Here is a 26,344-nt window from a genome sequence, read left to right as displayed (position 1 = left end):
CCTCTACGGAGGGTTCCGGCCCGCCGCCGTCGCTACGCGGGGACGGTGCGCCGTGCCTGCACCCAGCAGCGGATGACGTCGCGGACGGAGACGATGCCCACCGGGCCGCCGTCCTCCAGCACGATCAGGTGCCGGAAGCCGCCCAGCGCCATGGCCTCGGCGGCCTCCTGGACGGTGGCTTCCGGGGTGCAGAAGACGACGTTGTTGGTGGTGTGCGCGCCCACCGTCTCCCGGTCGGGGTCGTGGCCCGCGCCGATCGAGTTGAGGATGTCGCGTTCGGTGAGGATCCCGACGCCGCTGTGGTCGGGATCGAGGACGACGGCCGCGCCGACGCGCCGGCCGGACATCAGGGAGGCCGCCTGGCGAAGGGTGTGCGCGGGTCCGAGGGTGAGGATCACGGTGCTCATGGCGTCACGGACGAGCATGAAGAGAGCCACCTCCTGGGTGAGTCCCCCGCTTGGGTGGGTGCACCCGCGAGCGGCCCTTCGAGAATCGCTTCACAAATGCACAAGCGGGGGGACTCTCAGATTCCCACGGACACGGAGGGGCAGCAAGGAGGCACGCGAGGGGCTCTCTCGGCGCGGACCCGCGCAGGGGGTCAGGCGCGGGGGCGCAGGTGCGCCAGCATCTCCTCGTGCAGCAGACCGTTGGAGGCGGCGGCGTTCCCGCCGTGCACGCCCTCCACACCGTCCAGGCCGGTGAAACGGCCGCCCGCCTCCTGGACCACGACCGCGATGGCCGCCATGTCCCACAGGTTCAGCTCGGGCTCGGCGCACAGGTCCAGCGACCCCTCGGCGACCATCATGTACGGCCAGAAATCGCCGTATCCCCGCGTACGCCAGCACGCGCGGGTCAGGTCCAGGAACCCGGGCAGGCGCCCCTGCTCCTCCCAGCCGGTCAGCGAGGAGTACGCGAAGGAGGCGTCGCCCAGGGTCGCGACCTTCGACACCCCGATCGGCGTCGGCTCGCCGAGCGCGCCGCCCGAGAAGGCGCCGCCGCCCTGCGCGGCCCACCAGCGCCGGCCCAGCGCCGGGGCGGAGACCACGCCGACGACCGGGCGGAACACCCCGTCCGCGCCCTCGGCCATGAGGGAGATCAGCGTCGCCCAGACGGGGACCCCGCGCACGTAGTTCTTCGTACCGTCGATCGGGTCCACGACCCAGCGGCGCGGGCCGTCGCCCTGGAGCCCGTACTCCTCGCCCAGGATGGCGTCGGAGGGCCGCGCGGCCAGGATCCCCGCCCGGATGATCGCCTCGGCGGCCTTGTCCGCCTCGCTGACCGGGGTCATGTCCGGCTTCGTCTCGACCTGGAGGTCGAGGGCGCGGAACCGCTCCATCGTGGCGGTGTCCGCCGCGTCGGCGAGTTCGAGGGCGAGGCGCAGGTCATCGTCATACTCGGGCATGTCCGAACAGTACCGAGACTCCCCGCGGCCCGGCGAACGGCGTCCACCCTGCGGCCGGGAGGCGCCCTTGACAGGATCTGTCGGCCCGTCAACTCTGGCGGAGGAGCCAGCGGGAACCCACAGCAGGGGAGGCGGCGATGCCGGCGGGCCGGGAGTCCTTGCTGCGAGCGGCCGAAGCGGCGCTGTCCGCGCGCCCCTGGCCGGCCGTGCGGATGGTGGAGGTCGCGGCCGCCGCCGGGGTGTCGCGGCAGACCCTCTACAACGAGTTCGGCGGCAAGGAGGGCCTCGGCCGCGCCCTGGTGCGCCGGGCGGCGGACGGGTACCTCGACGGGGTCGACCGGGCGCTGGCCCCCGGCCCCCGCACCGGTCCGGCGGACGCCGCCGGGCGGCTCGCCGCCGTCGCCGAGTGGACCGTACGGGCCGCCCGCGCCCAGCCCCTCGTACGGGCGCTGCTGACCGGCGGATGGGACCTCGCGCTGCCCGTGCCGCCCCCGCCGGGGAGCCGGCAGGCGGTCGCGCCGGGCGAACTGGCCCGGGCGGTACGGGACCGGGCCGCGGCCGCGCTGAGTCCGGAACCGGCGTGGCGGTGCGAGCTGGCCGTACGCCTCGCGCTGTCCTACGTGATAGCCCCGGGGGAACAGGGGCCGGCCGAGCTGCTGTGGCTGGCGGGGGCGGCGCCGCTCAGTGCGCCGAGCCGGACAGCTGGAGCCCGATGACGCCCAGGATCACCAGCGAGATCGAGACGAGTTTGAGCGTGGACACCAGGTCGCCGAGGAAGACCATGCCGTAGATGGCGGTCCCGGCCGCGCCGATGCCCGTCCACACCGCGTACGCCGGGCCGACGTCGAGCTTCTTCAGGGCCAGGGTCAGCAGGCCGAAACTGCCGAGGGCGAAACAGGCGAAGGCGATCGTCGGCCACAGCCGGGTGAAACCGTGGGACAGCTTCAGGCAGACCGCGAAACCGGTCTCCAGGATTCCCGCGACCACGACCAGCAGCCACGCCATGTCGATTGCCTCCCCGCCTCACGTGACGTCGCGCCACTTGGTCGGATTATGCATTTACCAGACACGGCGTCCTGCAAACCCCGGCGGACGGTCAGTCGCCCTCGCGACGCTCCCGCGTCTGCAGCAGCCGCCGCAGCGAGTACAGCCGTGCCGGGTCGGCGTGACCCTCCTCCACCCACCGGTCGAGCGCGCAGTCCGCCTCGTCGTGGCTGCAGGCGCGCGGGCACCCCTCCGTACCGGGAACCAGCTCCGGGAAGGCCAGGATCACCCGGGACGGGTCCACGTGGTGCAGGCCGAAGGAGCGCACGCCCGGGGTGTCGATGACCCAGCCGTCGCCGCCCGGCAGCGGCAGCGCGAGCGCCGAGGTGGTGGTGTGCCGGCCGCGGCCGGTCACCGCGTTGACGTGGCCGGTGGCCCGCTGGCGGCCCTCGGCGACCAGCGAGTTCACCAGGGTGGTCTTGCCGACCCCGGAATGGCCGACGAAGGCGGTGATCCGGCCGTTCAGGCGCTCGCGCACCCGCTCGGCGGCATCGCCCGTCGCCAGCTCCTCGCGGTTGGTGACGACGTAGTTCAGGCCGAAGGTCGAGTAGATCTCCAGGATCTTGTCGGCCGAGGTCAGGTCGGACTTCGTGAGCACCAGCAGCGGCTCCAGCCCGGCGTCGTACGCGGCCACCAGACAGCGGTCGATCATGCGCGGCCGCGGTTCCGGGTCGGCCAGCGCCGTGACGATGGCCAGCTGGTCGGCATTGGCGACGACCACGCGCTCGTACGGGTCGTCGTCGTCGGCGGTGCGCCGCAGGACGGACTTGCGCGCCTCGATCCGCACGATCCGGGCGAGGGTGTCCTTCTTGCCGGTCAGGTCACCGACGATCCAGACCCGGTCGCCCACCACCGCCGCCTTGCGGCCCAGCTCGCGGGCCTTCATCGCGTGCACCGTGCGGTCCTCGACCAGGCAGGTCAGGCGGCCGCGGTCGACGGTGAGGACGAAGCCCTCGGCGGCGTCCTCGTGCTTGGGGCGGATGCTGGTGCGCGGCCGGTTGCCCTTGGGGTTGGGCCGCTGGCGGATGTCGTCCTCGTCGGTGTTCTTGCCGTACCTGCGCATGACGGGCCCTACGCTCCCGCTCCCGACAGCATGTCTGTCCACATCGCCGGGAAGTCCGGCAGGGTCTTCGCCGTCGTCGCGACGTTCTCGATCTCCACGCCCTTCACGGCCAGGCCGATCACCGCGCCGGCGGTGGCCATCCGGTGGTCGTCGTAGGTGTGGAAGACGCCCCCGTGCAGCGTCCGCGGGCGGATGTGCAGGCCGTCGGCGGTCTCGGTGACGTCGCCGCCCAGGCCGTTGATCTCGGCGGTCAGGGCCGCCAGGCGGTCCGTCTCGTGCAGGCGCAGGTGCTGGACGCCGCGCAGCACCGATTCCGAGTCGGCCAGCGCCGCGACCGCCGCGATGCCCGGGGTCAGCTCGCCGACCTCGGACAGGTCCACGTCGATGCCGTGGATCTTGCCGGTGCCCGTGAAGACCAGGCCCGCGTCGGTCAGCTCGCAGGAGCCGCCCATCTCGGTGAAGATCCGGCGCAGCGCGTCACCGGGCTGCGTGGTGCGGCGCGGCCAGTCCGGGATGGTCACCGTGCCGCCGGTGATCATGGCCGCGGCCATGAAGGGCTGGGCGTTGGACAGGTCCGGCTCCACGACCATGTCGCGGCCGAGCAGCGCGCCCGGCGCGACCCGCCAGACGTTCTTCTCGCCACCGGCCTCCGGGGTGTCGACCTGGGCGCCCGCCGCGCGCAGCATCTCCACGGTCATCCGGATGTGCGGCATCGACGGCAGGTTCGAGCCGGTGTGGCGGACCTCGACGCCCTGGTTGAAGCGGGGGGCGGAGAGCAGCAGCGCCGAGACGAACTGGGAGGAGTTGGAGGCGTCGATCTCGATCGTGCCGCCCTCCAGGGCCCCGCCGCCGTGGACGGTCATCGGCAGGGCGCCGCGGCCGTCGTCGTCGATCCGGGCGCCGAGGGCGCGCAGGGCGTTGATGACCTCGCCGAGCGGGCGCTCGTAGGAGCGCGGGTCGCCGTCGAAGCGGATGTCACCGGCGGCGAGGGTGGCGACGGGCGGCAGGAAGCGCATGACCGTGCCCGCGTTGCCGACGTCGACGGTGGCCGGGCCGTGCAGGGCCGCGGGGATGATCCGCCAGGCCTCGCCGCCCGCGCCGTCGCCGGAGCTGGAGGAGACGGTCTCCTCGATGCCGACGCCCATCGCGCGCAGGGCGTCCGACATCAGCTGGGAGTCGCGCGAACGCAGCGGGCGGCGCACCCAGCCCGGCTCGGCCGCGAGGGCGGCCAGGACGAGCGCGCGGTTGGTGACCGATTTGGACCCCGGCACGGTGACGGTGGCGTGGACGGCCCCGTCCGCGAGCGGAGCGGGCCAGAGGGCGTGGAGCGCGGGGGTCTCGGTCATGGCCACCACTTTAGTGGCTTCCTCCGGACCCAGATCTTGATCGCGGCCCCGTCTCAGAGGCCGAGCAGCCAGCGGCCGCCGCCGATCAGCGAGCACAGGGCGACCGCGTGGAAGAGCAGCAGCCAGGCCAGCGGGGGCACGTGGGTGAGCCGTCCGAGCTGGTCGGCGTCCGAGTCGGGCGCTCCGCCGTGGCGGCGCTTGGCCTGCAGCTCGAACACCGGCCGCACCCCGCCGAGCAGCAGGAACCACACCACCGCGTAGGCGAACAGCGCCTGCACCCCGGCGGGGGCCAGCCAGGAGACCAGGAGGAAGGCGGCCCCGGTCAGGACCACCGTCAGCAGCCCGTACGCGTTGCGGATCATCACCAGCAGCGCCAGCAGCAGCGCGGTCGCCGCCCACAGCAGCAGCGTGATCCGGTGCGCCGACAGCAGGGCCGCTCCGCCCAGGCCCAGCAGCGAGGGGGCCGTGTACCCGGCGGCGGCCGTCAGGATCATCCCGAGCCCGGTCGGCTTGCCCCGGCTGACGGTGACCCCGCTGGTGTCCGAGTGCAGCCGGATCCCGTCGAGGCGCCGCCCGGTCAGCAGCGCGAGCAGTCCGTGGCCGCCCTCGTGCGCGATGGTGATCGCGTTGCGGGACACCAGCCACACCGGCCGGGGCCCCACCGCCGCCAGGGCGGCCAGGCCCGTCAGGACCACCAGCCACCAGGGGGCTGCCGTCTGTATGCCGGTGAGCCGGTCCCAGAAACCGGCCGTCGTGAGGGTGTCCATGGAGTGGCGGACTCCTTGCGGTGGAGGGCGGGGGCCATGGCAGTGTGTCAGCCATGTGCGGAAGGTTTGCGGCGAGTCGTACGCCGGAGGAGCTCGCGGGGATATTCGGGGTGGAGCGGTGGGAGCCGCTGGAGACCCTGGCTCCCGACTGGAACGTGGCTCCGACGAAAGAGGTCCACGTCGTCCTCGACCGTCCCCTGAAAGACGCGCGGGACCCGCGTCCGGTTCGCCAGCTGAGGGTGCTGAAGTGGGGCCTGGTCCCCTCCTGGGCCAAGAGCCCCGAGGGCGCCGCCCGGATGATCAACGCACGGTCCGAGACCCTGCACGAGAAGCCCTCGTTCCGCCGCCCCTTCGCCCAGCGCCGCTGCATCCTGCCCGCCGACGGCTACTACGAGTGGGTCACCGAGCACGACGAGCGGCGGCTGGAGGTCGAGGGGAAGAAGAAGCGGGCCCGCAAGCAGCCGTACTTCGTGCTGCCCGCCGACGGCTCCGTCTTCGCGATGGCCGGGATCTACGAGTTCTGGCGCGACGGGACCCTGCCCGCCGAGCACCCGCAGGCCTGGTGGGCGACCTGCTCGGTGATCACCGCCGAGGCCGAGACCGGTCCGCTGGCCCCGGGTCCCGCCGAGGGACCCCGCTCGCTCTCCGACATCCACCCCCGGATGCCGCTCATGCTGACCCCGGACCGCTGGGACGCCTGGCTGGACCCCGCCCGCACCGACGAGAACGAGCTGCGCGACCTGCTGGCCCCGCCGCCCGGCGGGCTGATGCGCGCCTACCCGGTGTCCACCGCCGTGAGCAACGTACGCAACAACGGGCCGGAGCTGCTCGGCGAGCTGGCCGCGCCGGAGGAGGCCACCCTCTTCTGACCCGGAAGGGGCCGCGTGAGGCGGCATGATCGGAGGATGACCACCGAGAACGTCGACACCCCGGCGGGCGGGGCCCGCGTCACCTGGCACACCGCCCCCGCCGCGAAGCTCGTGCTCGCCCTCGGCCACGGCGCCGGGGGCGGCATCGGGGCCCGGGACCTGGTGGCCCTGGCCGCCGCCCTCCCCGCGCACGGCGTCACCGTCGCCCTGGTGGAGCAGCCCTGGCGGGTCGCGGGCAAGAAGGTCGCCGCCGCCCCCAAGGTGCTCGACGAGGGCTGGCGGGGCCTGTGGCCCGCGCTGCGGCGGCCCGGCCTGCCCGTGGTGGCCGGCGGGCGCAGCGCCGGGGCCCGGGTGGCCTGCCGGACCGCCGTCGAGCTGGACGCGGCCGGGGTGCTCGCGCTGGCCTTCCCGCTGCACCCGCCGGGCCGGCCGGAGAAGTCCCGGGCCGGGGAGCTGCTGGGCGCCGGGCGGCCCACCCTGGTGGTCCAGGGCGGCCGGGACCCGTTCGGCGGCCCCGCGGAGTTCCCGCCGCCGGCCGCCGGGAACCCGTACGAGCTGGTGGAGGTGCCCCACGGCGACCACGGCTTCGCGGTGCCGAAGAAGGCCGGCCCGACCCAGGACGAGGCCCTCGCCGTGATCACCCGGGCGGCGGCCGAGTGGCTCGGCCGGCTCATCGGATGAGGGCGCCGGCGTACGCGACCTGACGGATTCCGGAGTGATCCCGCTCACCCCGCCCCGGGCGCCCCCGGAAACCCTTGGCGCGCCCGGGAATGCGCTGCCCGGGCCGCCTGTTGTGCGGAGTACCGGAACGCAGGGGAATCGTCGGAGGAGAGGGAGCGCATGACCCAGGTCATCAGTCAGAACCGTCCGCAGGCCGCTGACCTGGACTGGACGGTGCTGCCCGCGCCCAAGCGCGCCACGCTTCGGGCGGCGGAGGGCCGGGAAGGTCGACTATTCTCCGATTCGAGCGGATCCGCTTTCGGAGCCGCCACGCTGTCGGAGGAGGTGGGTCCTGTCGCTGGGACCGACGAAGGCCAGGCGCAGGAGACAACCCCGGAGCGCAACGCGCGCTTCGAGCGGGACGCCCTCGGCTACCTCGACCAGATGTACTCCGCCGCGCTGCGCATGACGCGCAACCCGGCCGACGCCGAGGACCTGGTCCAGGAGACGTACGCGAAGGCGTACGCGTCCTTCCACCAGTTCCGCGAGGGCACCAACCTGAAGGCGTGGCTCTACCGCATTCTGACCAACACGTTCATCAACTCCTACCGCAAGAAGCAGCGCGAGCCCCAGCGCAGCGCCGCGGAGGAGATCGAGGACTGGCAGCTGGCGCGCGCCGAGTCGCACATGTCGACCGGTCTGCGTTCGGCGGAGTCGCAGGCGCTCGACCACCTGCCCGATTCCGACGTGAAGGAAGCGCTGCAGGCCATTCCGGAGGAGTTCCGCATCGCGGTCTATCTTGCCGACGTGGAGGGCTTTGCGTACAAGGAGATCGCGGACATCATGGGTACACCCATCGGTACGGTCATGTCGCGACTGCACCGTGGCCGCCGTCAACTCCGCGGAATGCTGGAGGACTACGCCCGCGAGCGCGGGCTGGTCCCGGCCGGCGCGGGAGAGTCGAACGACCTGAAAGGCTCGGGCTCATGAGCTGCGGAGAGCCGCACGAGACGGAGTGCGCGGAGGTCCTGGACCATCTCTATGAGTTCCTGGACCACGAGATGCCCGACAGTGACTGCACGAAGTTCGAAACCCACTTCGGCGAGTGCAATCCCTGTCTCGAGAAGTACGGCCTGGAGCAGGCCGTGAAGAAGCTGGTGAAGCGCTGCTGCGGTTCGGACGACGTGCCGAGCGATCTGCGCTCCAAGGTCATGGGCCGGATCGAGCTGATCCGCTCGGGTCAGGCCGTGCCCGACCACGACGTCACGGCCGATCCGGCCACCGGCTGAACCACCGCCCCCGGAAGGGCACTTCGTTCACTCGAAGGTGCTAATCCGGGGGCGCCCGTACGGCGCAATGCGCAAATGTCCCCGGCTATTCACGGGGACCGACCTATCCTCCCCTCTCGGTGCCGCTTCCATTCGGTACCCGGCTTGCACGGCCCAGGGGGAGGAGAGAGCGCCATGCGGGTACTTCCGCCGATGGCGCGCGCCTACGTCCTGGCCGCCGTGCTCGCGGCCGCCGCGTGCGCCGCCCCCGCCCTCGCGGACTCCGCCACTCCCTGGCCGGCCGTCGCCCTGCTGGCCGCCCTCTACCTCGGCTGCGAACTGCTCAGGACCTGTCCGCCGGTGGGCCGCCGGGTGCCCGACGGCGTCGGCTCCTTCTTCCCCGTCGTGATGGCCGCCGTCTTCCTGCTGCCGCCCGCGGCCGCCGCGCTCGTGGCGCTGCCCGGGGGACTCGCCCAGACCGTCGTCCAGCGGCCCGCCCTGGTGCGCCGGGTGTGGCACGCCGCGCAGCAGGCGATAGCCGCCTGGGCGGCCGGAAGGGCCTACGGGCTCCTCGGCGGCCGGGAGGCGCTCGCCGGGGCGGGAGGATCCGGAGGTGGTGATTCCGGACCGCCGGGCGGCACCGGCCCGGGCGCGGACCCGTCCGCCTGGGTGGCCGACTTCCCCTACGCGATGCTCCCCGCCGCCGCCGCGGCCGTCGCCTTCTGCCTGGTGCTCACCGCCCTCGACGGGGGCATCCTCGCCGCCGCCGAACGCCGGCCCGCCGCCGGCGCCTGGCGCGGACTGGCCACCCGGTCCCTCGCCCCGCACTGCGTGCACGGCCTCGCCGGACTGATGATGGCCGTGATGTGGCGCAGCCCGTACGGGATCCCGGCCGCGCTGCTCGTCCTGCTGCCGATGTACGTCTCCTGCTGGGTCTTCGCCCAGTACCACCGCGAGCGCGCCGCCCACCGGGCCACGATCCGGGCCCTGGTCCAGGCCGTCGACATCAAGGACCGCTACACGCGCGGGCACAGCGAACGCGTGGGCCAGGCCTCCGCGATGATCGCCCGCGAGCTGGGCATGCCCGACGACCGGCTGGAGGTCGTGCGCATCGCCGGGATCCTGCACGACGTGGGCAAGCTGGGCGTGCCGACGCGGCTGCTGCGCAAGGACGGGCCGCTGACGCCCGAGGAACGCCGCGTCATCGAGCTGCACCCCGAGTACGGGCACGAGATGGTCCGGGGCATCGGGTTCCTGGGGGAGGCCCGGTCCGCGATCCTGCACCACCACGAACGGGTCGACGGCTCCGGATACCCCTACGGGCTGAGCGGGGAACAGATCCCGGTGCTGGCCCGGGTGGTGGCGGTGGCCGACTCCTTCGACGCCATGACCTCGACCCGGTCCTACAGCCGGGCCCGGCCGGTGACGGTGGCCCTGACGGAGCTGGAGCGCTGCGCCGGGGCCCAGTTCGATCCGGCGATGGTGCGGGCGCTGGTCGGCGCCATCGGGCGGCACGGCTGGCACCCGGTGGTCACCTCCGACGACGACCTCCAGGTGATCCCGGCCGACGCGCCCGCCCCGGCCACCGGCGCCACCGGGCCGGACCTGCCGGGGCCGCCGACATCACCGGGGCCGTCGGCATCACCAGGGCCGCCGGCACCGCCCGGGCTGCCCGGGGTGCCCGGCCAGGGGGAGCCGGCGCCCGGCCGGCCCGCCCGGGGGGCCCGGTGAGGGCCTGGGCAGCGTGGACCGTGCGCGCGGCCGCCGCTCTGCTCACCCTCGCGGGACTCGGCCACACCCTGTGGACCGGCGTCGTCGAACCGGGCGTCGCCCTCGCCTTCGGCACCCTGATCGCCGTCGGGGAACTCGCCCGGGGCGACCACCGCGCCGAGGGCGCCGGACCCCTGCCCGCCGCGGACCGCGAGCCCGCGCCCCTCGGCGCCGCCGGAGCCCTCGCGTACGCGCTGCTCGGCCAGAACGCCGGGCACCCCTCCGCCCACGGCGTCCTCCAGGTCGTCGCCGTCGTCGTCGCGGCCGCCCTCGCCGGGATCGTCCCGCACGTCGCCCGGGGCCGCGGCCCGGCCCTGGACCACGTGGCCCGCCGGGTGCTCACCGTCGCCTTCGCCGCCGTCTGCTTCCAGCCGCTCTACAACTCCGGGCGGCTCGAAGCGCGGCTCGGGCAGGGACCGTACATCGTCCTGTTCCTGCTGCTCCTGCTCGGCCTCACCGCCCTGTGCGACGCCGTGCTCGCCGCCGCCCTGGCCGGGGCCCGCACCGGGTGGCCGTACGGGCCGCTGCTGCGCGACGAGCTGCGCGCGCAGCTCGGCATCGGCGCCGCGATCTGCGCCACCGGGGTGGTGATGGCCCTCGGCGTGGCCGTGGCGGGCCTGTGCGCGCTGCCCGTCTTCAGCGTGCCGCTGCTGCTGACCCAGATGTCCTTCCGCCGGATCGCCGCGATCCGCACCACCTACCGCCAGACCATCACCTCCCTGGCCCGCGCCACCGAGATCGCCGGGTACACCCCGCCGGGGCACTCCCGCCGGGTCGCCGCCCTGAGCTGCGCCGTCGGCCGGGAGCTGGGGCTCTCGGAGCGGGAGCTCACGGTGCTGGAGTACGCCGCCCTGATGCACGACATCGGCCAGCTCTCGCTCGTCGACCCGGTCCCCTCGGGGGCCACCGCCTGCCTGCCCGCCGCCGAGGCCCGCCGGATCGCCGGGCTGGGCGGCGAGGTGGCCCGCCAGACCGGGGTGCCCGCGGAGGTGGCGGTGATCGTGGAGCGGCAGGCCGAGCCGTACCGGGACCAGCCCGTCGCCGCCCGCATCGTGCGCGCGGTGAACGCGTACGAGGACCTCGCCGGGCACGTCGGCGGGAGCCGTCACCCGGGCGGCTCACTGGCCGCCCTGGAGCAGCTGCGGCTGGGCACCGGGCACGACTACCAGCCGGAGGTCGTCGAGTCCTTGGCGAGGGTTCTGGCCAGGGGCGGGCGGGTCAGAGTCGTTCCCGTTCGACCGGGGTAACCCATGGGTAATGAGCGGCCGTCCGAGCGGGCATGGTTGGATGCAGTAGGAGTGTCCGCAAGGCTGCACCGTTGTCCCCCAGCCACCGCTGGGAGGTGCCCCCAGGCAGGCGGGAATCGTGAGGATCTTCGGGAAGGTACGGCATCGGCCCTCCGCCTCGTGGCGGCAGGCCACCGACCGCGCGTTCACGCTGATCGGCGACGGTCGGTACGAGGACGCGGGAGCGCTGCTGACCAGGGCGGCCGATCTTGAGCCCTGGCTGTCCGAGTCCTGGTTCAACCTGGCCCTCCTGCACAAGTTCCGGCACGACTGGGAGCAGGCCCGGTCCGCCGGGCTGCGCGCCGTGGCCCTGCTGGACCGCGAGACCGGCGCCCCGGACTGGTGGAACGTCGGGATCGCCGCGACCGCGCTGCAGGACTGGCCGCTGGCCCGCCGGGCCTGGCAGGCGTACGGGCTGAAGGTGCCGGGAGACCCGCACGGGACGGCCGCCCACAACGGCAGGCACAGCGGGGAACCGGTCGGCATGGAGCTTGGCAGCGCCGCCGTGCGGCTGTCCCCCGAGGGGGAGGCCGAGGTCGTGTGGGGCCGCAGGCTCGATCCGGCCCGGATGGAGGTCCTGTCCATTCCGCTGCCCTCCTCGGGCCGCCGCTGGGGCGAGGTCGTCCTCCACGACGGGGTCCCGCACGGGGAGCGGATCACCGCCGCCGGACCCTCGTACCCGGTCTTCGACGAGATCGAGCTGTGGGCGCCCTCCCCGGTGCCGACCTGGGTGGTGCTGCTGGAGGCGGCCACCGAGGCCGACCGCGACGCCCTGGAGCAGCTGGCCTCCGACGCGGGCTTCGCCGCCGAGGACTGGTCCTCGTCGGTGCGGCTGCTGTGCCGGAGCTGTTCGGAGAGCGCGATGCCCAGCGGAGAGGGCGACGCGGACCGCCTGGACCCCCACGACCACAGCGAACCGGGCCACCCCGGCCCGCTCGGCCACCGGACGGCCGGTTCGGGCTCCCTGTGGGTGCCGGAGCGCGAATGCGGCATCGCGGCACCGGCCGGCCTGGTGCGCGGACTGCTCGACGGATGGGTCGCGGACAGCCCCGACAGCCGGGAATGGCGGGATCTCGAGGAAGTCTGCTGAGCCCGGGCCGTAGGCTGTACCGGCACATCGGTGACTTACGGAAGGCGTACGGCGGACATGGCGCAGCAGGAGAACCAGGTGATCCCGGTCGATGACGAGGGCTACGTCGTGGACACCGAGGACTGTGAGGCGCGCGAGCTCGCCCACCGCGAGCGCGGCACGTCCCGCCCGATCACGGTGGTCGGCAACCCGGTGCTGCACCGGGAGTGCAAGGACGTCACCGAGTTCGGCGACGAGCTGGCGCAGCTGATCGACGACATGTTCGCCAGCCAGAAGACCGCCGAGGGCGTGGGCCTGGCGGCGAACCAGATCGGCGTGGACGCCAAGGTCTTCGTCTACGACTGCCCCGACGACGACGGCAAGCGGCACACCGGTGTCGTGATCAACCCGAAGCTGGTGGAGCTGCCGGCCGCCACGCGCGTGCTGGACGACTCGAACGAGGGCTGCCTCTCCGTCCCGACCGCGTACGCCTCGCTGGCCCGCCCGGACTACGCCGAGGTGACCGGCCAGGACGCGCAGGGCAACCCGATCAAGGTCCGCGGCACCGGCTACTTCGCGCGCTGCCTCCAGCACGAGACCGACCACCTGTACGGGTACCTGTACATCGACCGGCTCTCGAAGCGCGACCGCAAGGACGCGCTGCGGCAGATGGAAGAGGGCACCCCGCGCTACGAGGTCGTCCCGAACGCGTAGCCCTTCCGGCACGGTCCGGTTCCACTGGGAGCGGACCTCGGGAAAGGTGCGGGGACCGGCGCACGACGGAAGGCCCCGCACCGGGATCCCGGTGCGGGGCCTTCCGCCGTGCGACCCGGGACCTAGAAGTCCTCGTCCAGGTCGACCGTGCCCTCGACCGCGACCTGGTAGGCCGACGGGCGGCGCTCGAAGAAGTTCGTCAGTTCCTGGACGCCCTGGAGCTCCATGAACGAGAACGGGTTCTGCGAGCCGTACACCGCCGGGAAGCCGAGGCGGACCAGGCGCTGGTCCGCGACGCACTCCAGGTACTCGCGCATCGACTCGGTGTTCATGCCCGGCAGGCCGTCACCGCACAGGTCGCGGCCGAACTGCAGCTCCGCCTCGACGGCTTCCTTCAGCATGTCGGTGACCTGCTGCTGGAGGGCGTCGTCGAAGAGCTCCGGCTCCTCCTTGCGGACCGTGTCCACGACCTCGAACGCGAAGTTCATGTGCATGGTCTCGTCGCGGAACACCCAGTTGGTGCCCGTGGCGAGGCCGTGCAGCAGGCCGCGCGAGCGGAACCAGTACACGTACGCGAAGGCGCCGTAGAAGAACAGGCCCTCGATGCACGCGGCGAAGCAGATCAGGTTCAGCAGGAAGCGGCGGCGGTCCGCCTGCGTCTCCAGCCGGTCCAGCTTCTCGACCTCGTTGATCCACTTGAAGCAGAACTGCGCCTTCTCGCGGATCGACGGGATCTCCTCGACGGCGTCGAAGGCGGCCGCGCGGTCGTCCGGGTCGGGCAGGTAGGTGTCGAGCAGCGTCAGGTAGAACTGGACGTGCACGGCCTCCTCGAACAGCTGGCGCGACAGGTACAGGCGCGCCTCCGGGGAGTTGATGTGCTTGTACAGGGTCAGGACGAGGTTGTTCGAGACGATCGAGTCGCCCGTCGCGAAGAACGCGACCAGACGGCCGATCATGTGCTGCTCGGCCGGCGTCAGCTTCGCGAGGTCGGCGACGTCCGAGTGGAGGTCGACCTCCTCGACGGTCCAGGTGTTCTTGATCGCGTCCCGGTAGCGCTCGTAGAAGTCCGGGTAGCGCATGGGACGCAGGGTCAGTTCGAAGCCCGGGTCGAGCAGGTTCTTCTTTGCGGTGGAGCTCATTACTGGCAGGCCTCGCAGGACTCGGGGTTCTCAAGGGAGCAGGCCAGGGCGTCGGCGTCGACGGCCTGCGGGAGCGGGGTGGCCGCGGGGACGGCGCTGCCGGAGGCGGCGCGGGCGATCTTCGTCGCCGGGCGCGAACGCAGGTAGTACGTGGTCTTCAGACCCTGCTTCCAGGCGTACGCGTACATCGAGCTCAGCTTGCCGATGGTGGGCGTCTCCAGGAACAGGTTCAGCGACTGCGCCTGGTCGAGGAACGGCGTACGGGCCGCCGCCATGTCGATCAGACCGCGCTGCGGGATCTCCCACGCCGTGCGGTACAGCTCGCGCACCTCGGCCGGGATCCAGCCGAAGCCCTGCACGGAGCCGCTGGACTCGCGCAGCGCCTCGCGGGTCTGCGCGTCCCACACGCCGAGCTTCTTCAGCTCCTCCACCAGGTAGCCGTTGACCTGGAGGAACTCGCCGCTGAGCGTCTCGCGCTTGAAGAGGTTGGAGACCTGCGGCTCGATGCACTCGTACACGCCCGCGATGGAGGCGATGGTCGCCGTCGGGGCGATGGCCAGGAGCAGCGAGTTGCGCATGCCGCTCTTCGCGATGCGGGCGCGCAGGGCGTCCCAGCGCTCGGGCCAGTTCAGCTCGACGTCGTAGTGGTCGGGGTGCAGGACGCCGCGGGCGGTGCGGGTCTGCTCCCAGGCCGGGAGGGGGCCGCTGCGCTCGGCGAGGTCGCAGGAGGCCTCGTACGCGGCCAGCATGATGCGCTCGGAGAGCTTGGTGGACAGGGCCTTCGCCTCGGGGGAGTCGAAGGGCATCTTCATCTTGAAGAAGACGTCCTGGAGGCCCATCGCGCCCAGGCCCACGGGCCGCCAGCGGGAGTTGGAGCGCCCGGCCTGCTCGGTCGGGTAGAAGTTGATGTCGACGACGCGGTCGAGGAAGGTGACGGCGGTGCGGACGGTCTCGTCCAGGCGCTCCCAGTCGATCTCCCCGTCCACCACGAAGGCGCCCATGTTGACCGAGCCGAGGTTGCAGACGGCGGTCTCGCCGTCGTTGGTGACCTCGATGATCTCGGTGCACAGGTTGGAGGAGTGGACGACCGTGCCCGGCTCGGCGGTCTGGTTCGCCGTGCGGTTGGAGGCGTCCTTGAAGGTCATCCAGCCCTGGCCGGTCTGCGCGAGGGTGCGCATCATCCGGCCGTACAGGTCGCGGGCGGGCATCGTCTTGCGGGCCAGGCCGGCCTCTTCGGCCTTGCGGTAGGCGGCGTCGAAGTCGTCGCCCCACAGGTCGACCAGCTCGGGGACGTCGGCCGGGGAGAACAGCGACCAGTCGGCGTCGGCGTTCACGCGGCGCATGAACTCGTCCGGCACCCAGTGGGCGAGGTTCAGGTTGTGCGTACGGCGCTGGTCCTCACCGGTGTTGTCGCGGAGCTCCAGGAACTCCTCGATGTCCGCGTGCCAGGTCTCCAGGTAGACGGCGGCGGCGCCCTTGCGGCGGCCGCCCTGGTTCACGGCGGCGACGGAGGCGTCGAGGGTCTTCAGGAACGGCACGATGCCGTTGGAGTGGCCGTTGGTGCCGCGGATCAGCGAACCGCGGGCGCGGATGCGGGAGTACGACAGGCCGATGCCGCCGGCGTGCTTGGAGAGGCGCGCGACCTGGTGATAGCGGTCGTAGATCGAGTCCAGCTCGTCCAGCGGGGAGTCCAGCAGGTAGCAGGAGGACATCTGCGGGTGGCGGGTGCCGGAGTTGAAGAGCGTGGGGGAGGACGGCAGGTAGTCCAGGCGGCTCATCAGCCGGTAGAGGGAGGCGACTTCCTCGACGGCCTGGACGGACTCGTTCTCGGCGAGGCCGCAGGCCACGCGCAGCATGAAGTACTGCGGGGTCTCGATCACCTGGCGGGTGATGGGGTGGCGCAGCAGGTAGCGGCTGTGCAGGGTGCGCAGGCCGAAGAAGCCGAAGCGGTCGTCCGCGCCCTCGGCGAGCGCGTGCTCGACCAGGGAGTCGAGCCGGGCGGCGTGGAGGGCCACGAACTCGGCGGTGCGGTCGGCGATCAGGCCCTCGCGGTGGCCCACGGCGACGGATTCGGCGAAGGAGGTCGACCCCTGGCCCGCGGCCTCGTCGGCCACGGCCAGCGTGAGCAGGCGGGCGGCGAGGCGGGAGTACGCCGGGTCCTCCGAGATCAGGCCCGCGGCGGCCTCGGTGGCCAGCCCCCGCAGCTCGGCCTCGTCCGCGACGGAGCTGCGGCCGCGCAGGGCGGCGGCGGCGACCCGGCCCGGGTCGGTGTCGGCGAGGTCGGCCGTCAGCTCGGTGAGGGTCCGCAGCAGCGCGGCCCCGGGGCCTTCGGCTGCGGGCTGGTCGGACTCGGCGCGCGGTGCGGCAGGCGCGATGGTCACGGGGGGAGCTCTCCCTCGCTCGGCCCGGTCATCGGCGGGGCGGGGCGCGGGCGGGCGCATGCGGGCGTGGCGGGAAGGCGCACCACCGCATGGCGTCCACCGGCCCAACCGCGAGGCCCGGACGAATCGGCACCCGGTTCGGTCGAGCCGGGCGCGCTGTCGGCAGGTCCTCGGACTTGCGGAGCACGAATGGGTGCACTTCACACCGTTGCGGGACAGTTCCGGATTCGCACCGGATTCCCCTGCGACGACAGCAGCCATGAGCATACATGTGGGGGCGGCCCGATGCGGTAGCCCCCACATGTAGTGTCGGCGCGCCCTTCGCTCAGCGTGGTGTCACAGCTCCAGTCGGTATGTGAGGAGGGTCAGCGCGGGGATCGGGGACCAGTCCAGCTCCGGCGTACGGACGAAGCCGAGGCGCCCGTAGAGGCGTTGGGCGCCCTCCATGGCGGGCTGGGTCGACAGCACCAGCGCCGTGACCTCCAGGGCCCGGGCACGGTCGACGCAGGCGCGTACGAGGGCCTCGCCGACCCCCTTGCCGCGCGCGGCGGAGGTCACGGCCAGCATCCGGAACTCGGCCTCGCCGGGTCCCGCGATGTCGGCGAGCCGGCTGCCGGGTGCGGCGAACGTCACTCCGCCGAGCAGCTCTTCGTCCTGTGCCGCGACGAGCACCTCGCCGTCGCCGGCCCGGCCCGCGACGTCCCGCAGGACGTTCAGGTAGTGGTCGTCCTCGTTCAGGTCGAGCAGTCCGTCCCCGGTGTAGGCCTGCCCGGTGATCTCGCCCAGCTCGTCGTATTCGGCGGGCACGGCCGCCCGGATCTCGAAGTCCATGGCTCCGAGTGTGCACGGGCGCCCGCGCGAAGGGCCGCCGGGTTCCCTCGGAGGGGAGCCCGGCGGCCCGGTGTCCTGCGCGGTGCGGGGTTCAGCAGCAGCGGAAGCCCTCGCGGGGGTCCGCTTCGCGGGCGTCCGTGCGGGCCCGCTCGAAGGCGCGCCGGGTCAGGACCTCGGCGTCCGGGTCGTGCGAGCGGGCGTGGGCGACGTAGCGCTCGTACGCGGCCTCGCCCGAGAACTCCCGTACGTAGAACCGCGCCTTCGCCAGCGCCCCGCGGACGCCGCTCACCTGACGGGTTCCGGGACCCGGCCGCCGCCGCTGTCGAGGCCGGCCGCCGCGAGCTCGGCCTTCTCCTCGGCGGTGGCGACCAGCCCGGCCGGGGCGACGATCTTCGACTCGGTCCACGGCACCTCGGACAGCCGCACCGAGCCCGGGTCGGCGACGGCCTTGAGACAGGTCCGGGCCGCGTCCGCGAGCACGATCAGGATCAGCACCGCGAAGAGCGCGGACAGGACGCCGTCGACCGTGGCGTTGGTGACCACGGTGTGCATCTCGTCCATGTTCTTGGCGGGCGGCAGCACCTTCCCCGCGTCGATGCCGCTCTGGTACTTGTCGCGCTGCGCGAAGAACCCGACCTTCACGTCCTCAGAGAAGATCTTCTGGTAGCTCGCGGTGAGCGTGACGGCCACGTCCCAGGCCAGCGGGACGCCCGTGATCCAGGCCCACTTGAGCCGCCCGGACTTCACCAGCAGCGTGGTGCAGACGGCCAGGGCCACCGCCGCGAGCAGCTGGTTCGCGATCCCGAACAGCGGGAAGAGCTGGTTGATGCCGCCCAGCGGGTCCTTGACGCCGACCCACAGGAAGTACCCCCAGCCGCCGACCACGATCGCGCTCGCCAGCCACACGCCCGGCTTCCAGCTGATGTCCTTGAAGGACTTGTGCACGTTGCCGAGGGTGTCCTGGAGCATGAAGCGGCCCACGCGGGTGCCCGCGTCGACCGTGGTCAGGATGAAGAGCGCCTCGAACATGATGGCGAAGTGGTACCAGAAGGCCTTCATCCCGGCCCCGCCGATGACGGAGGAGAAGATGTCCGACATTCCGAGTGCGAAGGTCGGCGCGCCACCCGTACGGGACAGCAGGCTGGTCTCCTCCACGTCCTTCGCGGCCTGCGCGAGGGCCTCGGGGCTGATGGCGAAGCCGAGGTGGGTGACGGCCTCGGAGGCGGTCTGGACGGTGGCGCCGACGACGCCGGCGGGGGAGTTGACCGCGAAGAAGAGGCCGGGCTCGATGATGCACGCGGCGATCACGGCCATGATGGCGACGAAGGACTCGGTGAGCATCGCGCCGTAGCCGATGACCTGGACCTGCGTCTCCTTCTGGATCATCTTCGGGGTGGTGCCGGAGGCGACCAGCGAGTGGAAGCCGGACAGCGCCCCGCACGCGATGGTGATGAAGACGAAGGGGAACATCGAGCCGGCGAAGACCGGGCCGTCGCCCCGGGCGGCGAAGTCGGTGACCGCGGGCATCCGCAGCGTCGGCATCGCGATGACCACGCCGACCGCCATCAGGGCGATGGTGCCGACCTTCATGAAGGTGGACAGGTAGTCGCGCGGCGCGAGCAGCAGCCACACGGGCAGCACCGAGGCGATGAACCCGTACGCGACCATCCAGACGACCAGGGTCTCCTTCTCCAGGGTGAACACGTCCGCCCAGGAGGACTCGGCGACCCAGCCGCCCGCGACGATGGCGAGGAGCAGCAGCGCGACGCCGATGACGGAGACCTCGGTGACCCGGCCCGGCCGCAGGACGCGCAGGTACACGCCCATGAAGAGGGCGATCGGGATGGTCATGCCGATGGAGAAGACGCCCCAGGGCGAGTGCGCCAGCGCGCCCACGATGACCAGTGCGAGCACGGCCAGCAGGATGATCATGATGACGAACACGGCGACGAGCGCGGCGGCCCCGCCGACCGGGCCGATCTCGTCGCGGGCCATCTGGCCGAGCGAACGCCCGTCGCGGCGGGTGGAGAAGAACAGCGTCACCATGTCCTGGACGGCGCCGGCGAAGATGACGCCCGCGACGATCCAGATGGTGCCCGGCAGGTAGCCCATCTGCGCGGCGAGCACCGGGCCGACCAGCGGGCCCGCGCCGGCGACGGCGGCGAAGTGGTGGCCGAAGAGGACGCGCCGGTCGGTGGGGTGGAAGTCGACACCGTTGTCGAGGCGTTCGGCGGGGGTGGCCCGGGTCTTGTCCACCTTCAGCACGCGGTTCGCGATGAAGCGCGCGTAGAAGCGGTACCCGATGGCGTACGAGCCCAGCGCGGCCGCGAGCAGCCAGGCGGCCGAGATCTCCTCACCCCGGGACAGAGCCAGCACGCCCCAGCCGATGGCCCCGACGAGGGCCACGCCCACCCATATCGCGATGGACCGGGGAGTGAGCCCGCCCGAACGGGACGGCGAGCCCGGCCTGATGCCCGGGCCCGCCGTGTTCCCGGGTGTTGGAGCCCGGTCTGTCCCTGTTGCTTCCGGTTCCGGCATGATCCTCGTCCCCTCGTTGATCATCTGCTTTGAGCGCAGGGAATCTACGGGGGCCCGACCGGTGGACGTAAGCCCCCGTCCGCATAGCGGTACGAGCGTCCACCGCAGGTCGAACAGGAGTCAACCGTCTGCTACAAGGCGGGTCGCTGAAGACGGGCTACGAACTTGTAACGGTCGCCGCGGTACACCGAACGTACCCATTCGACCGGTTCGCCGTCGGCGTCCAGGGAGTGCCGGGAGAGCATCAGCATCGGCAGGCCGACGTCGGTGCCGAGCAGTCCGGCCTCGCGCGGGGTGGCCAGTGAGGTCTCGATGGTCTCCTCGGCCTCCGCGAGCCGGACGTCGTACACCTCGGCGAGGGCGGTGTACAGAGAGGTGTACTTGACGAGGGAGCGGCGCAGCGCGGGGAAGCGCTTGGCCGACAGGTGCGTGGTCTCGATGGCCATGGGCTCGCCGCTCGCCAGGCGCAGCCGCTCGATGCGCAGGACCCGTCCCCCCGTGGCGATCTTGAGGAGTCCGGCGAGGGTGTCGTCGGCGGTGACGTAGCCGATGTCCAGGAGCTGGGAGGTCGGCTCCAGGCCCTGGGCCCGCATGTCCTCGGTGTACGAGGAGAGTTGCAGGGGCTGGGAGACCTTCGGCTTCGCGACGAAGGTGCCCTTGCCCTGGATGCGCTCCAGCCGGCCCTCGACGACGAGTTCCTGGAGGGCTTGCCGGACGGTGGTCCGGGAGGTGTCGAATTCGGCCGCGAGCGTGCGCTCCGGCGGCACGGGGGTGCCGGGGGGGAGCGTCTCGGTCATGTCGAGCAAGTGTCGCTTGAGTCGGTAGTACTTGGGCACACGCGCCGTGCGAGTGGCTGCCCCGCCTTCCGGCTCCGTGGTCGCCCCTTCGGTGGCCATCGCCGCCCGCCTTCCCGACTCCAGTTTCGCTGCCGTCACCGGCTCCTCCGATATGTGCGGTCACATCGTGACACGGGTGGGAGGACAGGCCTCCTCCCTCCCCCAGGTGTCGGTCCGATAACGGACCGAGCACCCGCTCATTAGACCCTTGACACCCCTAAAGGTCTAGGCCAAGCTCCGGGTACTGGTCTACACCAATATGGATCGGATCCCGGCCCCACGGGCAGTACTTGGTACGTACGTCACCGCGGCGGGCGAGGGAAGTTGCAGGCAGCATCCCTGAGGAGGGTGGCGTGAAGCGCAAGCTCATTGCGGCGGTCGGTGTCGTGGGCATGATGGTCGGAGTCGCGGCGTGCGGCAACGGCGGCGACGACAAGGCGAAGGCCGACGCGTCGGGTGGCGCGGCCAAGGAGATCACCGTCTGGGTGATGGACGGTTCCGCTCCGAAGGCCTGGATCGACGAGGTCAACAAGGAGTTCTCGGCCAAGCACCCCGGTGTGACGGTCAAGGTCGAGGAGCAGAAGTGGACCGGCATCCAGGAGAAGGTCACCACCGCCCTCTCCGAGAACACCCCGCCGGACGTCCTTGAGCTCGGCAACACCCAGACCGTCGGCTACGCCGTCACGGGCGGCCTCGCCGACCTGTCGGGCGACAAGTCCAAGCTCGGCGCCGACGCCTGGTCGAAGGGCATGCTGTCCTCCGCCGAGGTCGACGGCAAGCTGTACGCCGCTCCGTGGTACGCCGCCAACCGCGTCGTCATCTACGACAAGAAGGCCTACGAGAAGGCCGGCATCACCGCGCCGAAGACCCGTGACGAGTGGGTCGCCGGCCTGGAGAAGCTGAAGGCCTCGGACCCGGCCGCGCAGCCGATCTACCTCCCCGGCCAGAGCTGGTACATCCTCGCCGGCTTCGTCTGGGACGAGGGCGGCGACCTCGCCGTCAAGGACGGCGGCAAGTGGAAGGGCCAGCTGGGCTCCGCCCCGGCCGCCTCCGCGATGGAGTTCTACAAGAAGCTCCAGTCCTACTCCACCGCCCCCAAGGACAAGGACGAGGCCACCCCGCAGCAGTCCACCGACATCGTTCCCAAGGGCGGCGTCTCGTCCTGGATCGGTCTCGGCTGGGAGGCCCAGGGCGCGCTGAAGGCCCTGAAGGACGCTGGCAAGGAAGGCGACTTCGGCTACTTCCCGATCCCGGGCAAGACCGCCGACAAGCCGGGCTCCGTCTTCCTCGGCGGCTCGAACCTCGCCGTGGCCGAGCGCTCCAAGAACAAGGAGCTCGCCAAGGAGTGGCTCGCCCTCGCCTCCGGCAAGGAGCAGATGACCAAGTACGCCGCCGCCACGGAGGGCGCCCTGCTCCCGAACCAGGCCGCCGCGAACTTCGCCGCCGCCCCGGGCTCCTTCGCCGAGGCCATGGCCAAGGCTTCGGTCTCCGGCAAGATCACCCCGGTCACGGCCGGCTGGGCGAACGTCGAGACCGAGCCGAACCCCATCAAGGAGTTCATGACCAAGGTCCTGAAGGGTGAGGACGCCGCCAAGGCGGGCGCGGACGCGGACAAGGAAATCGCGAACCGCATCAACAAGTAGTCCCACCCCGCAGCACCCGGCAGCACAGCGGTACCCACCACAGCAGTACCCGCAGCACCCAGCAGTGTGAGCGCACCGGGGGGTGCGGCAGGCGCCCCGCAGCGTCTGCCGCGCCCCCGGTCGCGCATTTGACTCCACAGTCAACCGCGAGGAAGCCCAGACATGACCGTGCACTCCCAGGGAGCGGCCACCAGCGCTCCACAGGACGCACCACCGAAGTCCGCCGGACTGCCGCCGAAGGCACCCGCCGCCCCGGCCGGCCCCGTCCGACCGTCTCCTCGCGGGGGCAGAAAGCGGCTCCCCACGGGGTGGCTGCCGTACCTGCTGATCGCACCCGCGGTGCTCAGCCTCGTGGTCCTGCTCGTGTACCCGCTGATCAAGAACGTGATCCTGTCCTTCCAGGACATCAACAAGATCGAGTTCATCCAGCGCAAGTACCCGTCCGCGGGCTTCGACAACTACACCCAGCTGCTCGGCGACTCGAACTTCTGGACCGTCGTCCTGCGCAGCTTCGGCTTCACCCTCGCCAACGTCGTCCTGATCATGGCGATCGGCAGCCTCATCGGCGTCCTGCTGAACAAGCTCGGCAAGAAGATGCGCCTGGTCCTGTCGATGGCGCTGGTGATGGCCTGGGCCATGCCGATCGTCGCCTCCGTCCAGGTCTTCTACTGGCTGTTCGACGAGCAGTTCGGCGTGATGAACTGGGTGATGCGCACGGCCGGCTTCTCCGGCTACGAGCAGCACAACTGGTTCGAGACCGGCCTCTCCACCCTGACGATCGTCACCGTCCTGGTGGTCTGGGGCTCCATCCCGTTCGTCGCCCTCAACATGTACGCCGCGCTGACCACCGTCGGCGCCGAGCTGTACGAGGCCGCCCGCATGGACGGCGCCAACGGCTGGCAGACCTTCTGGAAGGTCGTCTTCCCGCAGCTCAAGCCCTTCTTCCTGATCACCACCTTCCTCGAGGTGATCTGGGTGTTCAAGGCCTTCACCCAGGTCTACGCGATGAACAAGGGCGGCCCCGACCGCGCGTCCGAGATCCTCCCGGTCTTCGCCTTCGTCGAGGGCCAGAGCCAGTCCCACTACGGCCTCGCCGCCGCGATCTCCGTCCTGACGATCCTGATCCTGATCGTCATCATGTCCTTCTACTTCCGCCTGATCCTGAAGCAGGAGGAGGAGCAGTGAGCACCACCACCGCCCCGAAGCCGGCCCGGCCCGCTCCGACCGCGAAGCCCGCGCAGAAGCTCCGTACCCGCAGGCCGCTGCGGCCCGGAACCGTGGCCAAGAACCTCGGCGCCCTCCTGCTGGCCCTCCTCTTCCTCTTCCCGGTCTACTGGATGTTCGCCTCGGCCCTGAAGCCGTCGAGCGAGATCCTCACCAAGGACCCGGTCTTCGTCTTCACGCCGACGATGGAGAACTTCGAGAAGGCCACCGGCGTCGAGAACTTCTGGACGTACGTCACCAACAGCCTCGTCGTCACCGTCGCGGCCGTCCTGCTGGCCCTGCTCGTCGCCCTCGCCGCGAGCTTCGCCATCGCCCGCATGAAGTTCAAGGGCCGCAAGGGACTCGTCCTCGCCGTGATGATGGCGCAGATGGCCCCCTGGGAGGTCATGGTCATCGCGATGTACATGATCCTGCGCGACGCCGAGATGCTCAACAGCCTCCCCGTGCTGACCGCGATCTACTTCGTGATGGTCCTGCCCTTCACCATCTGGACCCTGCGCGGCTTCATCGCCGCCGTCCCGGTGACGCTGGAGGAGGCCGCCCAGATCGACGGCTGCACCCGCGGCCAGGCCTTCCGCAAGGTGATCTTCCCGTTGCTGGCCCCCGGCCTGATGTCCACCTCGCTCTTCGGGTTCATCACGGCCTGGAACGAGTTCGCGATGGTCCTGATCCTGAACAAGGACAAGACCGCGCAGACCCTCCCGCTGTGGCTCACCCAGTTCAAGACCGCCTTCGGCAACGACTGGGGCGCCACCATGGCCGCGTCCTCGCTGTTCGCCGTCCCGGTCCTGCTGATCTTCATCTTCCTCCAGCGCAAGGCCGTCGGGGGCATGACCTCCGGCGCCGTGAAGGGATAACGGCCCGATGACTGTCCTTGCGCACCGCTCCACCGGATCCCACGGGAAGGACGGCCTGGCCCGCGACGCGCTCGCCGTCCTCCAGCCCGGCTTCGAGGGCACCACCGCCCCCGCCTGGCTGCTGCGCCAGCTCGGCGAAGGCCTCACCGCCGTCGGCCTGTTCGGCCGCAACATCGCCTCCCCGGAGCAGCTCGCCGCGCTGACCGCGCAGCTGCGCGCCGAGCGGGACGACGTCCTCGTCGCCATCGACGAGGAGGGCGGCGACGTCACCCGCCTGGAGGTCAGGGGCGGTTCGTCCTTCCCCGGCAACCTGGCCCTCGGCGCCGTCGACGACACCGCCCTGACCCGGGCCGTCGCCCGCGAGCTGGGCCGCCGCCTCGCCGAGTGCGGGGTCAACCTCAACTGGGCGCCGTCCGCGGACGTCAACTCCAACCCCGACAACCCGGTCATCGGCGTCCGCTCCTTCGGCGCCGACACCGCGCTGGCCGCCCGGCACACCGCCGCCTACGTCGAGGGCCTCCAGGCCGCCGGCGTCGCCGCCTGCACCAAGCACTTCCCGGGCCACGGCGACACCAACGTCGACTCCCACCACGCGCTGCCCCGCATCGACGTGGACCTGGACACCCTCCAGGCCCGCGAGCTGGTCCCGTTCAAGGCGGCCATCGAGGCCGGCAGCAAGGCCGTGATGAGCGCGCACATCCTGGTGCCCGCCCTCGACCCGACCCGCCCGGCCACGCTCAGCCCGCAGATCCTGACCGGTCTGCTGCGCAAGGAGCTCGGCTACGAGGGCCTCATCGTCACCGACGGCATGGAGATGAACGCCATCGCCGGGACGTACGGCATCGAGCGCGGCTCGGTGCTGGCCATCGCCGCCGGCGCCGACGCGATCTGCGTCGGCGGGGGACTGGCCGACGAGGGGACCGTCCTGCGCCTGCGCGACGCCCTCGTGGCCGCCGTGCGCGAGGGCGCGCTGCCCGAAGAGCGGCTCGCCGACGCCGCCGCCCGGGTGCGTGCCCTCGCCGAGTGGACCCGCCCCCGGACTCCGTCCGGGGGGACGCCCGGGGTCCGGCCGGACGCGCGACCGGAGGGGAGCCGCGCGTCCGGCATCGGCCTGACGGCGGCCCGCCGCGCGGTGGTCGTCTCGGGTACGGCGGCCCCCGTGGCCGCCCCCTACGTCGCCACGTTCGCCCCCGTCGCGAACATCGCGGTCGGCGACGAGACGCCGTGGGGGGTGGCCGCGGAGCTGGCCGGGCTGGTCCCGGGCACGGAGTCGGGGATCTACCCCGAGGGATCCGGCGCGGGCGAGGTGCTGGCCGCCGCGGGGCACCGTACGGTCGTCGCCGTGGTCCGCGACGCCCACCGCCACCCCTGGATGACCGAGGTCCTGGACGCGCTGGTCGCGGCCCGGCCCGACACCGTGGTCGTCGAGATGGGCGTACCGCGCGCCGAGCCGCGCGGGGCCCTGTACATCGCCACCCACGGAGCCTCCCGCGTCTGCGGGCGCGCCGCCGCCGAGGTCATCGCGGGGGCGCGCGACAGGGCCTAGACCCCGTCGTCGAGCCGTGGGGGCGGGCGCCCCCCCCCGGGGGGGGCGGGGGCCGCGGGGGCGGGGCGGCGGCAGGGGCGGCCCCCCCCCG

The 26,344-nt window shown here is 72.0% G+C and carries 25 protein-coding genes and 1 riboswitch; of the genes, 13 read left to right on the top strand and 12 right to left on the bottom strand.

Annotated features, from left to right (window positions below):
- Positions 1 to 32: 32 nt before the first annotated feature.
- Both ACFV0Q_RS17390 and hisN read right to left on the bottom strand, forming a co-directional pair.
- Positions 33 to 425 (bottom strand): cyclic nucleotide-binding/CBS domain-containing protein, encoded by a 393-nt coding sequence (locus ACFV0Q_RS17390; RefSeq protein WP_385006131.1) that lies wholly within the window; start codon positions 423 to 425, stop codon positions 33 to 35.
- Between the two features lie 173 nt (positions 426 to 598).
- Positions 599 to 1,402: a histidinol-phosphatase gene (gene hisN, locus ACFV0Q_RS17385; protein WP_385006129.1), complete on the bottom strand. Its 804-nt coding sequence runs from the start codon at positions 1,400 to 1,402 to the stop codon at positions 599 to 601.
- A 137-nt stretch (positions 1,403 to 1,539) separates the two neighbouring features.
- Here hisN and ACFV0Q_RS17380 point away from each other — a divergent pair, with 137 nt between their 5' ends.
- The gene (locus ACFV0Q_RS17380; RefSeq protein ID WP_385006127.1) at positions 1,540 to 2,118 is read left to right on the top strand and encodes a TetR/AcrR family transcriptional regulator; all 579 of its coding nucleotides are present in this window, start codon (positions 1,540 to 1,542) and stop codon (positions 2,116 to 2,118) included.
- Here ACFV0Q_RS17380 and ACFV0Q_RS17375 read toward each other — a convergent pair.
- The 4 genes from ACFV0Q_RS17375 to ACFV0Q_RS17360 form a co-directional block, all read right to left on the bottom strand.
- Entirely contained in the window at positions 2,084 to 2,407 is a 324-nt protein-coding gene (locus ACFV0Q_RS17375) for a multidrug efflux SMR transporter (RefSeq protein WP_030225858.1), read from the bottom strand. The genes ACFV0Q_RS17380 and ACFV0Q_RS17375 overlap by 35 nt on opposite strands.
- Positions 2,408 to 2,498: 91 nt before the next feature.
- Positions 2,499 to 3,509 carry a ribosome small subunit-dependent GTPase A gene (gene rsgA, locus ACFV0Q_RS17370; RefSeq protein WP_385006125.1) on the bottom strand — a complete coding sequence of 337 codons (1,011 nt, stop codon included), beginning with the start codon at positions 3,507 to 3,509 and terminating at the stop codon, positions 2,499 to 2,501.
- Positions 3,510 to 3,517: 8 nt separating this feature from the next.
- Positions 3,518 to 4,855 carry a 3-phosphoshikimate 1-carboxyvinyltransferase gene (gene aroA, locus ACFV0Q_RS17365; RefSeq protein WP_385006123.1) on the bottom strand — a complete coding sequence of 446 codons (1,338 nt, stop codon included), beginning with the start codon at positions 4,853 to 4,855 and terminating at the stop codon, positions 3,518 to 3,520.
- Between the two features lie 53 nt (positions 4,856 to 4,908).
- Positions 4,909 to 5,622 (bottom strand): M50 family metallopeptidase, encoded by a 714-nt coding sequence (locus ACFV0Q_RS17360; protein WP_385006121.1) that lies wholly within the window; start codon positions 5,620 to 5,622, stop codon positions 4,909 to 4,911.
- Positions 5,623 to 5,675: 53 nt separating this feature from the next.
- Here ACFV0Q_RS17360 and ACFV0Q_RS17355 point away from each other — a divergent pair, with 53 nt between their 5' ends.
- The 8 genes from ACFV0Q_RS17355 to def all read left to right on the top strand — a co-directional run bounded on the left by ACFV0Q_RS17355 (position 5,676) and on the right by def (position 13,258).
- A complete protein-coding gene (locus ACFV0Q_RS17355; RefSeq protein WP_385006119.1) occupies positions 5,676 to 6,491 on the top strand; it encodes an SOS response-associated peptidase in 816 nt (271 codons plus the stop codon).
- A gap of 36 nt (positions 6,492 to 6,527) precedes the next feature.
- Positions 6,528 to 7,172, top strand: coding sequence for an alpha/beta family hydrolase (locus ACFV0Q_RS17350; protein WP_385006117.1), 645 nt, complete (start codon positions 6,528 to 6,530; stop codon positions 7,170 to 7,172).
- A gap of 324 nt (positions 7,173 to 7,496) precedes the next feature.
- Positions 7,497 to 8,141 (top strand): sigma-70 family RNA polymerase sigma factor, encoded by a 645-nt coding sequence (locus ACFV0Q_RS17345; protein ID WP_266576354.1) that lies wholly within the window; start codon positions 7,497 to 7,499, stop codon positions 8,139 to 8,141.
- Positions 8,138 to 8,440, top strand: coding sequence for a mycothiol system anti-sigma-R factor (gene rsrA / locus ACFV0Q_RS17340; RefSeq protein WP_266574027.1), 303 nt, complete (start codon positions 8,138 to 8,140; stop codon positions 8,438 to 8,440). Before ACFV0Q_RS17345 ends, rsrA begins: the two co-directional genes overlap by 4 nt.
- A gap of 174 nt (positions 8,441 to 8,614) precedes the next feature.
- Positions 8,615 to 10,150, top strand: a complete 1,536-nt coding sequence (locus tag ACFV0Q_RS17335) for an HD-GYP domain-containing protein (protein WP_385006114.1) — start codon at positions 8,615 to 8,617, stop codon at positions 10,148 to 10,150.
- Positions 10,147 to 11,436 carry an HD-GYP domain-containing protein gene (locus ACFV0Q_RS17330; protein WP_385006112.1) on the top strand — a complete coding sequence of 430 codons (1,290 nt, stop codon included), beginning with the start codon at positions 10,147 to 10,149 and terminating at the stop codon, positions 11,434 to 11,436. The genes ACFV0Q_RS17335 and ACFV0Q_RS17330 overlap by 4 nt, the downstream gene beginning before the upstream one ends.
- Positions 11,437 to 11,554: 118 nt before the next feature.
- The gene (locus ACFV0Q_RS17325; RefSeq protein ID WP_385006110.1) at positions 11,555 to 12,565 is read left to right on the top strand and encodes a tetratricopeptide repeat protein; all 1,011 of its coding nucleotides are present in this window, start codon (positions 11,555 to 11,557) and stop codon (positions 12,563 to 12,565) included.
- Between the two features lie 57 nt (positions 12,566 to 12,622).
- Entirely contained in the window at positions 12,623 to 13,258 is a 636-nt protein-coding gene (gene def / locus ACFV0Q_RS17320; RefSeq protein WP_266574024.1) for a peptide deformylase, read from the top strand.
- Between the two features lie 122 nt (positions 13,259 to 13,380).
- Here def and ACFV0Q_RS17315 read toward each other — a convergent pair whose 3' ends face one another.
- The 6 genes from ACFV0Q_RS17315 to ACFV0Q_RS17290 all read right to left on the bottom strand — a co-directional run bounded on the left by ACFV0Q_RS17315 (position 13,381) and on the right by ACFV0Q_RS17290 (position 21,043).
- On the bottom strand, positions 13,381 to 14,397 hold the full coding sequence (locus tag ACFV0Q_RS17315) for a ribonucleotide-diphosphate reductase subunit beta (protein WP_385006108.1): 1,017 nt from the start codon (positions 14,395 to 14,397) through the stop codon (positions 13,381 to 13,383).
- The gene (locus ACFV0Q_RS17310) at positions 14,397 to 16,778 is read right to left on the bottom strand and encodes a ribonucleoside-diphosphate reductase subunit alpha (protein ID WP_385006106.1); all 2,382 of its coding nucleotides are present in this window, start codon (positions 16,776 to 16,778) and stop codon (positions 14,397 to 14,399) included. Before ACFV0Q_RS17310 ends, ACFV0Q_RS17315 begins: the two co-directional genes overlap by 1 nt.
- Before the next feature lie 143 nt (positions 16,779 to 16,921).
- Positions 16,922 to 17,055: riboswitch (cobalamin riboswitch) on the bottom strand.
- Positions 17,056 to 17,114: 59 nt separating this feature from the next.
- Positions 17,115 to 17,609, bottom strand: coding sequence for a GNAT family N-acetyltransferase (locus ACFV0Q_RS17305; protein WP_385006104.1), 495 nt, complete (start codon positions 17,607 to 17,609; stop codon positions 17,115 to 17,117).
- A gap of 91 nt (positions 17,610 to 17,700) precedes the next feature.
- Positions 17,701 to 17,898, bottom strand: a complete 198-nt coding sequence (locus ACFV0Q_RS17300; RefSeq protein WP_385006102.1) for a CstA-like transporter-associated (seleno)protein — start codon at positions 17,896 to 17,898, stop codon at positions 17,701 to 17,703.
- Positions 17,895 to 20,147, bottom strand: coding sequence for a carbon starvation CstA family protein (locus ACFV0Q_RS17295; protein ID WP_385006100.1), 2,253 nt, complete (start codon positions 20,145 to 20,147; stop codon positions 17,895 to 17,897). The genes ACFV0Q_RS17300 and ACFV0Q_RS17295 overlap by 4 nt, the downstream gene beginning before the upstream one ends.
- 131 nt (positions 20,148 to 20,278) lie before the next feature.
- On the bottom strand, positions 20,279 to 21,043 hold the full coding sequence (locus ACFV0Q_RS17290) for a GntR family transcriptional regulator (RefSeq protein ID WP_266576350.1): 765 nt from the start codon (positions 21,041 to 21,043) through the stop codon (positions 20,279 to 20,281).
- Positions 21,044 to 21,336: 293 nt separating this feature from the next.
- On the opposite strand from ACFV0Q_RS17290, the gene ACFV0Q_RS17285 reads away from it, so the two are divergent.
- The 4 genes from ACFV0Q_RS17285 to ACFV0Q_RS17270 all read left to right on the top strand — a co-directional run bounded on the left by ACFV0Q_RS17285 (position 21,337) and on the right by ACFV0Q_RS17270 (position 26,253).
- The gene (locus ACFV0Q_RS17285; protein WP_385006098.1) at positions 21,337 to 22,626 is read left to right on the top strand and encodes an extracellular solute-binding protein; all 1,290 of its coding nucleotides are present in this window, start codon (positions 21,337 to 21,339) and stop codon (positions 22,624 to 22,626) included.
- Between the two features lie 162 nt (positions 22,627 to 22,788).
- Positions 22,789 to 23,811, top strand: a complete 1,023-nt coding sequence (locus ACFV0Q_RS17280) for a carbohydrate ABC transporter permease (RefSeq protein ID WP_385006096.1) — start codon at positions 22,789 to 22,791, stop codon at positions 23,809 to 23,811.
- Between the two features lie 77 nt (positions 23,812 to 23,888).
- Positions 23,889 to 24,707, top strand: a complete 819-nt coding sequence (locus ACFV0Q_RS17275) for a carbohydrate ABC transporter permease (protein WP_385006133.1) — start codon at positions 23,889 to 23,891, stop codon at positions 24,705 to 24,707.
- A 7-nt stretch (positions 24,708 to 24,714) separates the two neighbouring features.
- Entirely contained in the window at positions 24,715 to 26,253 is a 1,539-nt protein-coding gene (locus ACFV0Q_RS17270; protein ID WP_385006094.1) for a glycoside hydrolase family 3 protein, read from the top strand.
- Positions 26,254 to 26,344: the final 91 nt, after the last annotated feature.

Source organism: Streptomyces sp. NPDC059564 (genome assembly GCF_042735575.1).
Lineage (GTDB): Bacteria > Actinomycetota > Actinomycetes > Streptomycetales > Streptomycetaceae > Streptomyces.
The sequence above is the reverse complement of the archived record's forward strand: the minus strand, read 5'-3'. Positions and strand labels throughout refer to the sequence as shown.

Excerpts from the sequence above, each read along its gene's own strand:
- ACFV0Q_RS17315 (WP_385006108.1), bottom strand. The coding sequence starts at position 14,397 with ATGAGCTCCACCGCAAAGAAGAACCTGCTCGACCCGGGCTTCGAACTG.
- rsrA (WP_266574027.1), top strand. The coding sequence starts at position 8,138 with ATGAGCTGCGGAGAGCCGCACGAGACGGAGTGCGCGGAGGTCCTGGAC.
- hisN (WP_385006129.1), bottom strand. The coding sequence starts at position 1,402 with ATGCCCGAGTATGACGATGACCTGCGCCTCGCCCTCGAACTCGCCGAC.
- ACFV0Q_RS17335 (WP_385006114.1), top strand. The coding sequence starts at position 8,615 with ATGCGGGTACTTCCGCCGATGGCGCGCGCCTACGTCCTGGCCGCCGTG.
- ACFV0Q_RS17380 (WP_385006127.1), top strand. The coding sequence starts at position 1,540 with ATGCCGGCGGGCCGGGAGTCCTTGCTGCGAGCGGCCGAAGCGGCGCTG.
- ACFV0Q_RS17350 (WP_385006117.1), top strand. The coding sequence starts at position 6,528 with ATGACCACCGAGAACGTCGACACCCCGGCGGGCGGGGCCCGCGTCACC.
- ACFV0Q_RS17390 (WP_385006131.1), bottom strand. The coding sequence starts at position 425 with ATGCTCGTCCGTGACGCCATGAGCACCGTGATCCTCACCCTCGGACCC.
- aroA (WP_385006123.1), bottom strand. The coding sequence starts at position 4,855 with ATGACCGAGACCCCCGCGCTCCACGCCCTCTGGCCCGCTCCGCTCGCG.
- def (WP_266574024.1), top strand. The coding sequence starts at position 12,623 with ATGGCGCAGCAGGAGAACCAGGTGATCCCGGTCGATGACGAGGGCTAC.
- ACFV0Q_RS17375 (WP_030225858.1), bottom strand. The coding sequence starts at position 2,407 with ATGGCGTGGCTGCTGGTCGTGGTCGCGGGAATCCTGGAGACCGGTTTC.
- ACFV0Q_RS17270 (WP_385006094.1), top strand. The coding sequence starts at position 24,715 with ATGACTGTCCTTGCGCACCGCTCCACCGGATCCCACGGGAAGGACGGC.
- ACFV0Q_RS17295 (WP_385006100.1), bottom strand. The coding sequence starts at position 20,147 with ATGCCGGAACCGGAAGCAACAGGGACAGACCGGGCTCCAACACCCGGG.
- ACFV0Q_RS17355 (WP_385006119.1), top strand. The coding sequence starts at position 5,676 with ATGTGCGGAAGGTTTGCGGCGAGTCGTACGCCGGAGGAGCTCGCGGGG.
- ACFV0Q_RS17280 (WP_385006096.1), top strand. The coding sequence starts at position 22,789 with ATGACCGTGCACTCCCAGGGAGCGGCCACCAGCGCTCCACAGGACGCA.
- rsgA (WP_385006125.1), bottom strand. The coding sequence starts at position 3,509 with ATGCGCAGGTACGGCAAGAACACCGACGAGGACGACATCCGCCAGCGG.
- ACFV0Q_RS17290 (WP_266576350.1), bottom strand. The coding sequence starts at position 21,043 with ATGGCCACCGAAGGGGCGACCACGGAGCCGGAAGGCGGGGCAGCCACT.
- ACFV0Q_RS17360 (WP_385006121.1), bottom strand. The coding sequence starts at position 5,622 with ATGGACACCCTCACGACGGCCGGTTTCTGGGACCGGCTCACCGGCATA.
- ACFV0Q_RS17305 (WP_385006104.1), bottom strand. The coding sequence starts at position 17,609 with ATGGACTTCGAGATCCGGGCGGCCGTGCCCGCCGAATACGACGAGCTG.